The following is a 14461-nucleotide window of genomic DNA, read 5'->3' as shown; positions in this document are numbered from 1 at the left end:
CACCGCATCGCCGGATAATGCATCGCGAAGATGCCTGCCGGCAGTAGCCGGGCGGCTGATTGACTCCATCGATTTTCAACACAGGTCGACGCACACATGACAAAACCATTCAGAATTGCCGTACTTCCGGGCGACGGCATCGGCAAGGAAGTAATGCCCGAGGGGCTGCGCGTGCTGCGCGCCGCGGCCGAGCGCTTTGGCATTGCTCTCGAGTTGACTCATTTCGATTGGGCCAGCTGCGACTATTACGCCGCCACCGGAAAAATGATGCCCGATGACTGGAAGGCGCTGTTGCAGCCGATGGACGCAATTTACTTCGGCGCGGTCGGCTGGCCCGAGATCGTGCCGGATCACATCTCATTGTGGGGATCGCTGCTGAAGTTTCGCCGCGAATTCGACCAGTACATCAACCTGCGGCCCGCGCAAACCTTCGCCGGCGTGAAGTCGCCGCTGGCGGCCGATGCGGGCGAGATCGACATGATGATCGTGCGCGAGAACACCGAGGGCGAATATTCGTCGATCGGCGGTGTGATGTTCGAGGGCACCGAGAATGAAATCGTGATGCAGCAGTCGGTGTTTTCGCGGCGCGGCACCGAGCGGGTCATGAAATTCGCCTTTGAGCTGGCGCAAAGCCGGCCGCGTAAAGACCTGACCGTCGCGACCAAAAGCAACGGTATTTCGATTTCGATGCCCTGGTGGGATGCACGCGCTGCCGAGATGGCCAGCCGCTATCCGGACGTCGCCTGGAACAAGCAGCACATCGACATTCTGTGCGCCCGATTCGTGCTGCAGCCGCAGCGCTTCGACGTGGTGGTGGCGTCCAATCTGTTCGGCGACATCCTGTCCGATCTCGGGCCGGCCTGTACCGGCACGATCGGCCTGGCGCCCTCGGCCAACCTGAATCCGGAACGGGCGTTTCCGTCGCTGTTCGAGCCGGTGCACGGTTCGGCCCCCGATATTTATGGCAAGAACATCGCCAATCCGGTCGCCATGATCTGGTCGGGCGCGATGATGCTCGATTTCCTCACCGGCGGCGCGGGCGCCGGGCGCGCCGCGCACGACGCGATCGTCGCGGCGATCAAGGCCGCGCTGGTCGCCGGCCCGCACACCGCGGATCTCGGCGGCAAGGCGTCCACCACCGAAATGGGCCAGGCGATTGCCGCGCGAGTCGCTGCCGCCTAGGCATCGCTCGATGCCATGCACGCCGGGCATGCCGGGCATCGGCCCGTTGCGCCCCGATGCCCGGCGCGCCGGCCGGTCGACAAAACCGTACCGGGCGCGCAGAATGCAACGCAAAGCCAGTTGACCCCCACCCACTGTCGCCGCCATGAACGCCGCCGAATTCAACGCCTACCCGATCGAGATCGAATTTCCCGACATTCGCCCCTATGCCGCCGGTACCGGCAGCGTCGCTTACGTGCACACCTTCGACAGCGGTCAGCCCGGGCCGCATGTGATGGTCAATGCGCTTACCCATGGCAACGAGGTGTGTGGTGCGATCGTCGTCAAGGAATTGCTGGACATGGGGCTGCGGCCGCAGCGCGGCAAGCTCTCCCTGTCGTTTGCCAACGTCGACGCGTACGGCCGGTTCGATCCGGCCAGGCCCGATGCATCGCGCTTCGTCGACCAGGATTTCAATCGCGTCTGGACACCAGCGGTGCTCGACGACGCCGCCAGGGACTCGACGGAACTTCGGCGGGCTCGGGCGCTGCGCCCGGTGGTCGATACCGTCGACCTGCTGCTGGATTTGCATTCGATGCACGAGAAAAGTCTGCCGCTGATCGTCTCGGGCCCGCTCGACAAGGGCATTGCGCTGGCACGCGAGCTGCGGATCCCGCCGCACGTGATATCGGACGAGGGGCACCCGGAAGGGCGGCGCATGCGCGACTACGGCGGCTTCGGCGATGCCGCGAGTCCGAAAAACGCGTTGCTGGTCGAGTGCGGCCAGCACTGGGAGGCCAATAGCGTGACAACGGCGCGACACGCCACGGCGCGCTTTCTGCTGCTGGCAGGCGCGATCGACCAGCAAGCGCTGCCCGCCTCGTGGTGGGGCGAGCTACCTGCGCAAAGCCATGTGATTCGCGTAACCGAGCCGGTGGTCGCCAAGAGCAACGATTTTCGTTTTGCCGGCGACTACACCGGCCTGGAGCGCTTCGCGCAGGCGGGCACGGTGATTGGCTGGAACGGCGGCGAGCCGGTGCTCACCCCGTATGCGAACTGCGTGCTGGTGATGCCCTCGCTGCGCCAGTTGCGCCCCGGCGTGACGGTGGTGCGGCTGGGCCGGCAAGTCGACTAGCCGGTCGCCGATAAGCGGGCGCGCCCGTTTGAAGCAGGGCGGGCAGTGCCCGGCATCCTTGCGGATACCGCATGGACTCGGGTCTGAAGCGCTGGTGCGCTGCGCTTCAAACCCGTTCGCTGCGTTTTTTCACCTTGCTAGGACACATCGCTCGTGTAGCGGCGCCGGCCAGCCAGGCGCTCGCCGATGCGCGCGAACGCATACCATTGCTGCGCGAGCAGGCCCTGGCCGTATTCTCGCGCGGTTCCCTGCGGCACCGGCAACTGATCGCGAATGCCGGTCGCCTCGACGGTCTTGTCCCACGAGGCGGTGCCCAGCAGCATATCCCACCACGGGAACAGCACGCCGAAGTTGCAGCCGTAACGCGTTCCCTCGTGACCGTAACCGATCGCGTGGTGCCGACGGTGAAATGCCGGGCTGACGATGATGCGCTCGAGCAGCCAGTGATACGGCAGGCGGGCGTTGACGTGCTGGATGCTTTGCAGCAGGTTGCCCACGGCGATCAGCACGACATACTGGTTTGGCTCGACGCCGATGAACAGCGAGATCACCGCGAAATACGCGGCCAGCAGCACGCTGTCGAGAAAATGATTGCGATCGTCGGCCCACATCGAGACCTGTTGCTGGCTGTGATGCACCGCATGCAATTCCCACCAGACCCCAAAGCGGTGCTGCCAGCGGTGGTACCAGTAGCCGGCAAAGTCGAGCACCACGAGGTAGACAGCAAAGGAAATAAGCGGCTTGTCGGTCACGCCCAGCCGGTTGCTCAGGTCGATGTTGGGCACATGGTAGATCACCATCAGGCTTTGCCAATGGCTGAACAGCGGCTGCAGCAGCAGAAATACGGCCAGGTTGATGAGGCCGAGCTTGGCGATCCAGGTGTAGAGCACGTCGGTGCGCAACGCCTTGCGGTCGGACCAGACTTCAAGCGGGCGCAACGCCTCGAGCGGACGCAGCAAGGCGTAGGTCGCGGCGATCTCCAGCAGCCCGACGATGACCCAGTAGAGCGAATCGTAGAGGTCGTCGGCATATCCCATCAGGCCGAAATGATAGAACAGCGGCTCGATGACGCCGACGAACAACTGCGTTTGCAGGGCGCCGACGAGATTGTCGAGTTGCGTGACGATGTCGTGAATCATGAAAGCCTTCGGTGCGGCTGGAATTGCTCAACCGGCGCGCCGCCCGTCGCCGGACGGCAACTGGCCGGAATCAGTCGGGATTGGGTGTTGCCACCGGCGCGCGATCGGCGAAAAAGATGCCGTGCGGCGAACGCCCGACCGGGATCGTCGCTATCAATTTGCGCGTACGCATATCGATGATACCCACATGCCGGGCAAAACGGAAAGTGACCCACAGATAACGGTGATCCGCGGTCAGTTCCATATCGTCCGGTCCGGGCATCAGGCCGGTAATATCGCCCACATTGGTCAGCGTGTGGTAGTCGATGATGCTGATCGTGCTGTCGACCCGATTGGAGACCGCCACGTGCTGACCGTCGTCCAACCAGCGGAAATTGTGCGCGCCGCGCCCGGTGTGGATACGCTTGACGACTTGCCGCTTGCGCCAGTCGACCACCGCGACATCGTCCTCGCCGGTCATGCCGACCAGCAGGTACTGGTCGCCCGGCACCATCCACAGCCCGGCCGGCGTTTTGCCCACCGGCATGGTCCACAGCACCTTCTGGGTCGGCAGGTCGATCGCGGCCAACTGGTCGGAGTCCTGCAGCGTCACGAACACCGTGCGATTGTCGGTGGAAAACGTCATGTGGCTGGGCGTCTTGCCGAGCGGAATGCGCTTGGCCAGCGTCATGCCCTGGGTTTTCTCGTCGTAGTGGTAGATGTCGATGCGGTTGAGCCGCAAGCCGTTGGTGACGAACCATTTGTGGTCGGGGGAAAAACCGAGTTGGTACGGATCTTCGATGTCCTGCACCCAGCGCTGTACCTTGCCGGTTCGCGGGTCGAGAAACATCAGGTCGTTCGAGACCGAATTGGCCACGATCAGCGACTTTTTGTCGGGCGTGAGCATCAGGTGATGCGGTTCCTTGCCGGTCGGCCATACGGCGACGACCTTGTGGGTGGCCTGGTCAATCAGGGTCAGAGTGGCTTGGCCGGAATCGAGAACGATGACATTCTGCGCGCGTACCGAGGCGGCAAAACCGAGCCCGCAGGAGAGGGCGGCGACCGCCACGATGGATTTCGTGAGGCGCGTCGCAATGGATGCAAACATGTTGTAGGGGCCTGGAAATAAAGCGTATCGAGTGGACTGGACGGCGCGAGCCGATGCCCGCGGCGGCGCTATTTTCCTGCGTTCCTCGCAGGGGCGCAAGCAATCTATCGCGGGCGTCGAAACAGCGGTAAAAATACCCTCGCCGAAGCGAATCCACCGCTATTTCGCGGCCAGAAACGGCATCACTTTGGCCAACAATTGTTCGGGGGCTTCCTCGGGGACGTAGTGCCCGCACGGCAGCGCCTCGCCGACGACGTGCGGCGCCAGGCGGCGCCATTCGGCGAGCGGGTCGAAACACTGCTCGATGACGCCTTCGGCACCCCACAGCGCCATGAAAGGACAGCCGATCCGGCGCCCGGCTGCGCGGTCGGCGCGATCGTGCTCCAGGTCGATGGTCGCGCTGGCGCGGTAGTCCTCGCACAGCCCGTGCGCGGCGGCCGGGTCGCTCAGGCAGCGCAGGTATTCGGCGTAGGCTTCTTGCGCGAAGGGCTTGAGTCCCGCGCTGCGGGTGCCCATGGTCTGTCTCAGGTATTGATCCGGGTCGGCGCGGATCAGGGTCTCCGGAAACGGCGCCGGGCGTATCAGGAAGAACCAGTGCCAGTAGGCGCGGGCGAAATCGAACGAGGTTTGCTCGTACATCGCCAGGGTCGGCGCGATGTCGAGTGTCACCAGCTTTTCCACGACCGCCGGGTGGTCGAGCGCCATGCGCGCGGCAACGCGCGCACCGCGATCATGCGCCAACACCGAAAAAGTGTCGAATCCCAGCGTGCGCATCAGCTCGACCTGGTCCAACGCCATGCGACGCTTGGAATAATTGCTGTGATCGGGCAGGCCGGCCGGCCTGCCGCTATCGCCGTAGCCGCGCAGATCGGCGGCTACCACGGTGAAATGTTGCGCCAGCGTGGGCGCCACCTTGTGCCAGATAACGTGGGTTTGCGGATGGCCATGCAATAACAGCAGCGCTGGCCCGCCGCCGCCGCGTATGGCATGAATATCGATGCCGTCGATGACGGCTGAGACTTCCTCGAATGCGTCGAACACGATGGCCTCCCGGGCGTTTGCGCCAGTTTAGCCGGGCTTGGGCTATCTCGCTCAGGCGCTTGCGGTCGCTGTGTCGCGCTGCAATTGTTCGAACGATACGATTTTGCCGGCCAGCGCGCTGGCGGCCACGGTGTAGGGACCTGCCAGCCACACCCGGCCCGGGCCGGAACGCCCCGGAAAATTCCGGTTGATCGCGCTGACCGTCACCTGCCCGGGGTCGGTGGATTGCCCCGGGCCGCAGTTCGCGCACGAGCCGCAGCCGGGCGGCACCAGCGTGACATTGGCGGCCTCGAAAGTGGCAAGGTAGCCGCGCTGCTCGCAGTACTGGCGCACGTCGAGCGTGCCGAACTGCAGGTAAAGGCGGGTGCCCGGGGCCACCTGCAGGCCATGTTCGAGCCCCCAGCGCAGCACTTCGTGATAGTTGTCGAAGTCGCTGCGCTTGCCGGCCGTGCAGGAGCCGCCATAGGCAATATCGACCGCCACCGCCTCGCTCAATGCGGAGGCCGGCACGCCGTTGCCGGGGTCGCCGGGGCGGGCCAGCATCGGTTCGATGCGCTCGCCATCGATGCGGATGACGTCGCAGTAGGGAGCTCCTGGGTCGCTGCGCATCCACGGCTCGAGGTTGAAATCGATGCCGCGCCGCTCCTTCAGGAAGGCGACGGTTCTCTCGTCCGGCGCGACGATGCCGGTCATTCCGCCCAGCTCGGCCACCATATTGGTCAGCGTGGCGCGCTCGTCGATCGACAGTGCATGCACTGCCGTGCCGCCGTATTCGAAAACCACGCCGATCGCGCCGCCGGAGCGGATGGTCTCCATCTGCAGCAGATGAAGCACCAGGTCCTTGGCCGTCACGCCGGGGCGCAGTCGGCCGCTGACCTCGATGCGCAGCGTCTGCGGCACCTTGCAGCGCACGTAGCCGGTCACCCAGCTGTTGGCGATCTCGGTGGCGCCGGCCCCGAAGGCCAGGCAGCCCAGCGCGCCCGAGTGCGGCGTATGAGAATCGGTGCCGACGATCACCTGACCCGGCAGCGCGTAGCGCTCGGCCATCAGCGCGTGACAGATGCCCTCCGAGCCGGGCTCGCCGGGCAGCGCGCCATGCACCCGCACGGGATAGTCGCGAGCGAATGCCTGGTGGCCCTGGGCGAGGTTGGCCACGCCCGGCAGCAGTCCGTCGCGCACGTGCGGCACGCTTTGCGCGGCCAGGACCAGATGATCCTGAAAGGCAACGATATGCTCGGGGTCGACCAGCGGCGCCGGCTTGCCGAACGCCCGGTGCATCAGATGCGCACTCATGCCGGTGAAGTAGTCGTGGCTGAAGCGGTAGTCGGCCGCAATGAACACCCCTTCGCCGATTTGGGCGCGGTCGCTGGCCGGATGCAGATGCCGCTCGATGATTTTCTGGACCAGCGTGCGCGGTGCGGCCGCTTCGGCACGCTCGTCGGCCGCGCGCTTGCGCGGCGCTGGCCATTGCTGCAGGCGGCTGTAGTTGAGCAGGCCGCCGGCGCGGATGATGCGTTGGGTCAGCTCGTCTCGGCCGGCCAGAAATACCGACATCGGGATTGCCTCGCCGGCGGCGATACGGTCGAGCACCGAGAAGTCGGTGGTGGTGAGAATGCCGATGTTGTCGCAGTTCTGCTGGTAAATGCGCTCGAAGCTTTGCGCCACGATCAGCCGGATGCCGGCCGACAATTCGGCCAGCGGGGACGATTCTCGCGACGAACCTTTGCCGTAGCGCTTGCCGGCCACGGTGACGGCGAAGCCGCCTTGCTTGACGGCGTTTTCGCCAAACGGCATTTCGTCGCCGGCCTTGAAGCCTACGTAGGGGTAACGGCCCAGCCGCTCGTCATAGACCAGCATGACGGTCACCGGGGTGATTTCGTCGGTGGAGACATCGTCGCGCAAGGGCCCGGCTTCGGCCAGGCTGATCGATTCGCCAGCCAACTGGCGGCGGATGCAGGCGGGATCCTGCGACAGGTACAGCACACGGGCGTCGAAGCGAACGGTATCTTCCATGGCGGGGCATCTCCTTGTGACCCCACTATATCGGCGCTTTGGCGCGCGTGGCGTGACGGCTCGGCATGGCAGCCTTGCCGGCTGCGCCGGGATGGCCGACGCCGTTCAGGACTGGCTGAAGAATTCGACGGCGAATTTGATCAGTTCGGCCTGGCCGTCGATATCCAGCTTGCGCTTGATCGACATGCGATGGGTCTCGACGGTGCGCACCGACAGGCCGTGCAGCGAAGCGATCTGCTTGTTGGAGAGCCCATTGGCCAGATGACGCAGAATTTCATGCTCGCGCCGCGTGAGTTTTTCGATCTCGCGTGCGGCGAATTGTTCGCTCAGCCCGTGCATGGCGCCCGCCGGTGTGGGCGCGCTCATGTCGACGGCGAAGAATGTGCCGCCGCCCATGATGGTGTAGATCGCCTCGACGATCTGCGTGGCCGGCGAATCCTTCAGAACGTAGCCGTGCGCGCCGGCCGCGCGGGCTTGCGCGGCATACTCGCGATTGTCGTGCATCGACAGCACCAGCACCCGCGTGCTCGGGTACCTCTGATGAATCGCCTGGGTCAATGCAATACCGCTGCCGCCCTTCATGCTGATGTCGGTGAGCACCAGATGGGGCTGGGTCTGCTCGATCAACCGCAACGCGTCGGTCAAATTACCGGCCTCGCCAATCACGCGAAGACCGGCAATGGCATCGAGCCGCAGGCGCAGGCCGTCGCGCACCAGCGGATGGTCGTCGACCAGCAGCAAATCGATCAGGGCAGGCAGGCGCGTCATGTCAGGTTCGGGCTTCACGTCAGGGCGGCGGCCGTCTGCGGCTGCGCGGGATGGTAGGGAATCAGCGCGATCAACTCGGTATGTCCGGGGCTGGAGTCGATCTGCAGGCAGCCGCCCAGCGATTCGACGCGCTCACGCATGTTGCGCAGGCCGATGCCGCGCTGCGCGTCGGCCTGCACCGCTTCGCTGTCGAACCCCTGCCCGTTGTCCATCACGCTGAGCATGACCTGGCGCGGCAGCACCGCCAGCGCGATCTTGACCCGACTGGCCGAGGCATGGCGGGCGATATTGGAGAGTGCTTCCTGGGCGATACGAAACAGTATCGTGTTGAACGAATCCGGCAATGATTTGCCCTGCGCGGCCGAGACGTCGACGACGACGTTTTCGCGCGGCATGTAGCCGGTCTCGCCGAATTCCGTGCCGAGTTGCACCAGCGCGGCGGCCAGCCCGAAATCGTCGAGCATCGACGGGCGCAGCGCGTGCGAGATACGGCGGATTTCGCCCAATGTCCGGTTGATCTGCGCGAGCGCCTTGCCGATGGTTGCCTCGACCATGCCCGGATCGCCCCCTGCCTGCCCGGCGTGAGCCGGCACCGACTCGAGCAGCAGTTTGGTCGACACCAGCATCTGGCTCACGCCGTCGTGCAATTCGCGCGAGAGCCGTCCCCGCTCGGCTTCCTGCGATTCCACCACCTGATTGGCGAGCAGCTTGAGTTTGGCATCGGAGCTGCGCCAGTCGGTGATATTGAGCGCCAGACCGCAGATGCCGATCGCCAGCATGCCGAGGGTGCCGGTCAGGCCAATCCATAACAGTGTGCGTTTGATGTTCATCGACGCGTGCTGGTCGATCTGCGCCAGCGCCGCGGTGACATCGTCCAGGTAGATGCCGGTGCCGATCATCCACCCCCAGCGATCGAGCTTGAGCACATAGCCGAGCTTCGGCTCGATCTGGTGGGTTGAGGGCCGCCGCCACGGGTATTCGACAAAGCCGCCGCCTTGCTCGGCCCGGTGGATCAGGCGCTGGATCGGCGAGGTGCCGTCCGGCGCGCGCAGCGACCAAAGATTCTGACCGACCAGTTCCGGCTGGCGCGGATGCATCAGCGACTTGCCATTGAGGTCATAGACAAAAAAATAACCGTCCGTGCCGAACTCCAGCTTGGACAATATCTGAAGTGCGCGCTCGCGCGTGGCGGGGTCGTTGCGGCCGGAATCATAAAGCGGCGCGATGGCGCTCTGCGCCAGATCCATGTAATGCCGCAGTTCGGCTTGCTTGCTGGTGCGATAGGCCGCCGCGATGATGCGTCGCTGCGAGTTGGACAGCGTTTGCGCCTGCAGCACCACGGCGACGGCGATGATGGCCGTGGCGATCATGAATGGCAGCAGCGCGAGCAGCAGCAGCTTGCGCCGCAGGCCGGGGATAGGGACGCTCAACATCGCGTTAAATCAGCCATCCGAAAAGGGCGGCAAGCGGTCGCGTCCAGCAATGCGGCCCAACCTGCCACCTGCGATTGATAAAGTGCCGCGGCATGGTTGCCGCGCCGTGCCCGAGCGTCTTTGAATTCGCGCCAGAACATTCGGTCATGGAATCGATCTGCGTGGTACTGCGTAGGCACCGTGCGCCGCCACTCAGGGTATTCCGCAGAGCGAAACCCCACGGACAGGCGAAATTATCACTCAAACGCGCAATCTGCGTAGTACTACGCTTGTAGACGAAGTTGAGACTCTCAATAATGCTCGCGCGTCCAAATATAAGGCGGACGCAATGACCGATGGCCGGACGGTTTTACACGCCGTGCCGGTTTGCCATTTTGAGCCATATAAGGAGACTTGAGCATGAAATCGACGATTCCAGCCCAAGCCGGCGCACGCTGGCGATGGCTGCTGCTATTGCCCTGGATTGCGCTGTTCTGGGTGCCATCGTACAACGCCGTTGAGCCCACGCTCGCGGGCTTCCCCTTCTTCTACTGGTACCAACTGCTGTGGGTGCTGCTGAGCGCGGCCATCACGGCGCTGGTGTACGTCAAGACCCGGGGCCTGCATGCGGCCGCCGATGAGCGGGAGGCAACAGAATGAACGCAACTGCTACCCTGGTTTTCGTGCTGTTTTTCCTGGCCGTGACGGTCATGGGCTTTTATGCGGCCCACTGGCGCCGCGGCGACCTGCGCTCGATCGACGAGTGGGGCCTGGGCGGGCGGCGCTTCGGCACCATCGTGACGTGGTTCCTGCTGGGCGGCGACATCTACACGGCCTACACGTTCATCGCCGTGCCCGCGCTGGTGTTCGGCGCCGGCGCGATCGGCTTTTTCGCGCTGCCTTACACGATTCTGATCTACCCGTTTGCCTTCGTGGTGTTCCCGAAGCTGTGGCATATCGCCAAGCGTCACGGATACGTCACGGCCGCCGACGTCGTGCAGGGTCGTTTCAACAGCAAGCCGCTGGCGCTGGCCGTGGCGGTCACCGGTATCGTCGCGACGATGCCGTACATCGCCTTGCAGCTGGTCGGGATCGAAACCGTGATCGGCGCGCTTGGCTTCAACACGCACGGCGCGCTGGGCGATCTGCCGCTGATCATCGCCTTTGCGATCCTGGCGGCCTACACGTATTCGTCGGGCCTGCGCGCGCCGGCGATGATCGCGGTGGTCAAGGATCTGCTGATCTACGTGACGATCGGCGCGGCGGTGATCGTGGTGCCGGCGCAGCTCGGTGGCTTCGCGCATATCTTCAGTGCGATACCGCCGGCCAAACTGCTGTTGCACGCACCGGACGCCGCCAGCCTGAACGGCTATAGCGCGTACGCCACGCTGGCGATCGGCTCGGCCCTGGCGCTGTTCCTTTATCCGCACTCGGTCACGGCGATTTTCAGTTCGTCCTCGGGCAACACGATTCGCCGCAATATGGCATTGCTGCCGGCCTACACGTTCATGCTCGGCCTGCTTGCGCTGCTGGGCTTCATGGCGCTGGCCGCGGGTTTGCAGAACATGCCGGAGTTCGTGCCGTACTTCAAGGCTTATGGGCCGAGTTTCGCGGTGCCGGCGCTGTTCCTGCATTTCTTCCCGTCGTGGTTCGTCGGCGTCGCGTTTGCCGCCATCGGCATCGGCGCCCTGGTGCCGGCCGCGATCATGTCGATTGCCGCAGCCAATCTGTACACGCGCAATATTCACCGCGTCTACGTCAAGCAGGACATGACCGCTCACCAGGAAACCCAGGTGGCGAAGCTGGTGTCGCTGATCGTCAAGCTCGGCGCGCTGGCGTTCATCGTGTTCCTGCCCCTGACCTATGCGCTGCAGCTGCAGTTGCTCGGCGGCATCTGGATCATTCAGACGCTGCCGGCGATCGTGCTGGGCCTCTACACGCGTGTGCTCGATTCGCGCGGGCTGCTGCTGGGCTGGTTGGTCGGTATCGTTGCCGGTACCTGGATGGCCGCATCGCTGCATCTGAAGTCGTCGATCTACACGATTCACCTGGGTGGCATGGCGATTCCCGGTTATGCGGCAGTTTGGTCGTTGGCGATCAACATCGTCGTGGCGGTGGCGGTCAGTTTGGTGGTCCGTCTGGTGCAGGGCGACTCGCGCGCCCGTCTGGACACGGCCAGCGGTAAGTAAGGACGGTACCCCCGTCGTCTGCCAGTCGCCTGATTATCACGGGGCGATTGGCCGCGCCCCCGAGCGAGATCCGCTCGGGGGCGTTTTTTATTCGAGGGGCGGCGCGCCGGTCAGCGGGCTTGGTCAGTCTGCACGCGTCGACGCCCGGCCGGTGCCAGCAGCGCATTGCCCGCGGCGCAGGCGAGCAGCAGCGCGCAGGTCGCCAGAAACACGTAGCGCATGCCGATGTGCCCGCCGACAAAGCCGCCGAACAGCGGGCCCGCCACCTGGCCGACGTATTGCGACGAAGTCGAATAGCCCAGCACGCGGCCGACCGACTCGTCGGGCACGTTATGCCGGATCAGCGCAGTCACGCAGGGCAGCAGGCCGCCGAGCGACAGTCCCATCAGAAAACGCAATCCGATCAACTGCCACGCCGCGGTGACGAAAGCCTGCGGAATCAGCAGCAGGCCGGAGACCGCGAGGCAGCCGGTGACGACCTTCATGCCGCCGATCCGGTCGGCCAGTTTGCCCAGGCGCGATGCCGAGACGATGCTGCCAAGCGCGGCGGCCGACATCGCCAGGCCCGAGACAAAGGTGACCGTCCTGATGTCGCTGACCAGTTGTTGCACGTAGACCGTAATGATCGGTTCGATCGACATATTGGCGACCATCAGCAAGGTCGCGGTCGCCAGCATCGACAACACCAGTTTTCGATTGCCCAGCGGCGCCGGTGCCGCCCCGGCGGCGGCCCGGGCGCCGCGCTGGGCTTGCGGGCGCGGCGGGCGATCTTCCCTGATCAAAATACAGGTGGCCAGACAATTGAGCGAAATAAAGCCGCTGGCCACGAAGAACGTCATGCGGATGCCGATCAGGGACGGCATGATGCCGCCCAGCAGCGGCCCCATCAGATTGCCCGCCATGATGCCGGTCGACAGCACGCCGAGCGCCCAGGCCGAGCGGTGCTTGGGCGTTTGCGCCGCCACCAGCACGTATGAGCCCGAGGTGTAGCCGCCGGCCAGGCCGACCAGCAGCCGTATGCCGGCCAACTGCCAGACATTCTGGGCCAGCCCGATGAGCGCCATGGTGATCATCATGCCGATGCTGGCGCGAATCAGGTTCGGCTTGCAACCGAAGCGGTCCGCCAGGCGTCCCCACAATGGTGCGACCAGCGCCCCGGCCAGGAAGGTCGCGCCGTAGACGATGCCCGACCATTGCACGATCGCGGCGTGGCCGTGCACGCCCAGCTGCTCGATATAGACCGGCAGGAACGGCAGCACCAACGTCATCGCGATGATGTTGATGAAAGCGCCGAAGAAGCAGACGGCCAGATTGCGTTGCCAGTGAGATTCGTTCATGGGTCCGTGGAGGAGGCTGACGCAGACGCTGCCGCGCCGGCTTTCAAGCGGAGGATGCGGCGGCGCGCGCCGGCCGTCAAGGTCGGGCGACTCGTACGATCGCCCCAGTATAAGAGCCGTGGCACATCCGGGCGTTGTCGGTACGGCAATGCTGCCATGCCCAATCGTCACGGCAGGGCGGCATGCGTCGGGCGGCCGCGCGCACCGGTAGTATGATCGAGCCATTTCGCCAACGCCCTCGATGAGGCGCCGCGCCATGAACCATTTGCTTCGCAAACTCGATCTGACCTCGCTCAGGCTGTTCGTCGCCGTGTGTCAGGAAAGAAACATCGCCCGTGCCGCAGAGCGCGAGTCCATTACGCCTTCGGCGGTGAGCCGGCGCATTGCCGAGATTGAGACGGTGATCGGGCGGCCCGTGATCCACCGGGAGTCGCGCGGTATTTCGGTCACGCCGGTCGGCGAGATGGTGATGCGCCATGCCCAGGCGGTCATCGCCAGCTTCGAGAGTCTCGACGCCGAACTCTCGCAATTCGCCACTGGCGCCAAGGGCAGCGTCAAGGTGGTCGCCAATTTATCGGCCATCGTGCAGTTTCTGCCCGAGGATATCGCGGCCTACACGCGTATTTTTCCGGATGTCGAAATTCAGGTAGACGAAAGGTCGACCTCGAGCGTGTTGCGCAGCGTCAGCGAGAGCGGCGCGGACTTTGGCATCTGCAACGCGGTACCCGGCATCAAGGATCTGGAATCGCTGCCGTATCGTACCGACCGGCTGTTCCTGCTGGTGCCGCGCGGGCATCGGCTGAGCGATGCGACTGCCGTCACACTGGCCGATATGGCGCGCGAGAACTTCGTCGGCCTGGGCAGCGACACGTCGCTCGCGCGGCTGCTCGCCCAGCAGGCCAGGAGCCTCGGGCTGGACATGAAGGTGAAGATCCGCGTCAACAGCTTCGATGCGCTGTGCCGCATGGTGCACGTGCGCCTGGGCATCGCTGTGCTGCCGCAGCATATCGGCGAGCTGTATGTCGACACGCTGGACCTGCAACTGGTGCCGATCGCGGAACCGTGGGCATCGCGCGAGCAGATCGTGGTATTTCGCCAGCGCGAGCGGTTGACCGCGGCTGCCTCGGCCCTGGTCAATTTCCTGACCAACAAGCGCTGAGCCGCTGCCATCTCGTTCCG

Annotated in this window: 12 protein-coding genes; 5 read left to right on the top strand and 7 right to left on the bottom strand. The window is 64.6% G+C overall.

Annotated elements, in window-relative coordinates:
• The first annotated feature begins 96 nt into the window (after positions 1-96).
• The gene (locus PATSB16_RS10890; RefSeq protein ID WP_047214152.1) at positions 97-1182 is read left to right on the top strand and encodes a tartrate dehydrogenase; all 1086 of its coding nucleotides are present in this window, start codon (positions 97-99) and stop codon (positions 1180-1182) included.
• Between the two features lie 145 nt (positions 1183-1327).
• Complete coding sequence (locus tag PATSB16_RS10885) at positions 1328-2296, top strand: M14 family metallopeptidase (RefSeq protein WP_047214151.1); 969 nt, start codon at positions 1328-1330, stop codon at positions 2294-2296.
• Between the two features lie 137 nt (positions 2297-2433).
• On the opposite strand, the gene PATSB16_RS10880 is transcribed toward PATSB16_RS10885, so the two are convergent.
• From PATSB16_RS10880 to PATSB16_RS10855, 6 genes are all read right to left on the bottom strand, one after another.
• Complete coding sequence (locus PATSB16_RS10880; protein ID WP_047214150.1) at positions 2434-3435, bottom strand: sterol desaturase family protein; 1002 nt, start codon at positions 3433-3435, stop codon at positions 2434-2436.
• A gap of 70 nt (positions 3436-3505) precedes the next feature.
• Positions 3506-4522: a YVTN family beta-propeller repeat protein gene (locus tag PATSB16_RS10875; RefSeq protein WP_047214149.1), complete on the bottom strand. Its 1017-nt coding sequence runs from the start codon at positions 4520-4522 to the stop codon at positions 3506-3508.
• Positions 4523-4681: 159 nt separating this feature from the next.
• Complete coding sequence (locus tag PATSB16_RS10870; protein ID WP_047214148.1) at positions 4682-5563, bottom strand: alpha/beta fold hydrolase; 882 nt, start codon at positions 5561-5563, stop codon at positions 4682-4684.
• Between the two features lie 51 nt (positions 5564-5614).
• Positions 5615-7576 (bottom strand): aconitase family protein, encoded by a 1962-nt coding sequence (locus PATSB16_RS10865; protein ID WP_047214146.1) that lies wholly within the window; start codon positions 7574-7576, stop codon positions 5615-5617.
• A gap of 105 nt (positions 7577-7681) precedes the next feature.
• Positions 7682-8344 (bottom strand): response regulator transcription factor, encoded by a 663-nt coding sequence (locus PATSB16_RS10860; protein ID WP_047214145.1) that lies wholly within the window; start codon positions 8342-8344, stop codon positions 7682-7684.
• Between the two features lie 14 nt (positions 8345-8358).
• A complete protein-coding gene (locus PATSB16_RS10855; protein WP_047214144.1) occupies positions 8359-9777 on the bottom strand; it encodes a cache domain-containing protein in 1419 nt (472 codons plus the stop codon).
• Between the two features lie 399 nt (positions 9778-10176).
• Between PATSB16_RS10855 and PATSB16_RS10850 the strand changes: the two genes are divergently transcribed.
• The gene (locus PATSB16_RS10850; RefSeq protein ID WP_047214143.1) at positions 10177-10416 is read left to right on the top strand and encodes a DUF3311 domain-containing protein; all 240 of its coding nucleotides are present in this window, start codon (positions 10177-10179) and stop codon (positions 10414-10416) included.
• The gene (gene mctP / locus PATSB16_RS10845) at positions 10413-11945 is read left to right on the top strand and encodes a monocarboxylate uptake permease MctP (protein WP_047214142.1); all 1533 of its coding nucleotides are present in this window, start codon (positions 10413-10415) and stop codon (positions 11943-11945) included. Before PATSB16_RS10850 ends, mctP begins: the two co-directional genes overlap by 4 nt.
• Positions 11946-12055: 110 nt before the next feature.
• On the opposite strand, the gene PATSB16_RS10840 is transcribed toward mctP, so the two are convergent.
• A complete protein-coding gene (locus PATSB16_RS10840) occupies positions 12056-13282 on the bottom strand; it encodes an MFS transporter (RefSeq protein WP_047214141.1) in 1227 nt (408 codons plus the stop codon).
• A 256-nt stretch (positions 13283-13538) separates the two neighbouring features.
• Between PATSB16_RS10840 and PATSB16_RS10835 the strand changes: the two genes are divergently transcribed.
• Positions 13539-14441, top strand: a complete 903-nt coding sequence (locus PATSB16_RS10835; protein ID WP_047214140.1) for a LysR family transcriptional regulator — start codon at positions 13539-13541, stop codon at positions 14439-14441.
• Positions 14442-14461 lie beyond the last annotated feature (20 nt).

Origin of the sequence: Pandoraea thiooxydans (assembly GCF_001931675.1) — a bacterium.
Classification (GTDB): domain Bacteria; phylum Pseudomonadota; class Gammaproteobacteria; order Burkholderiales; family Burkholderiaceae; genus Pandoraea; species Pandoraea thiooxydans.
The sequence above is the reverse complement of the archived record's forward strand: the minus strand, read 5'-3'. Positions and strand labels throughout refer to the sequence as shown.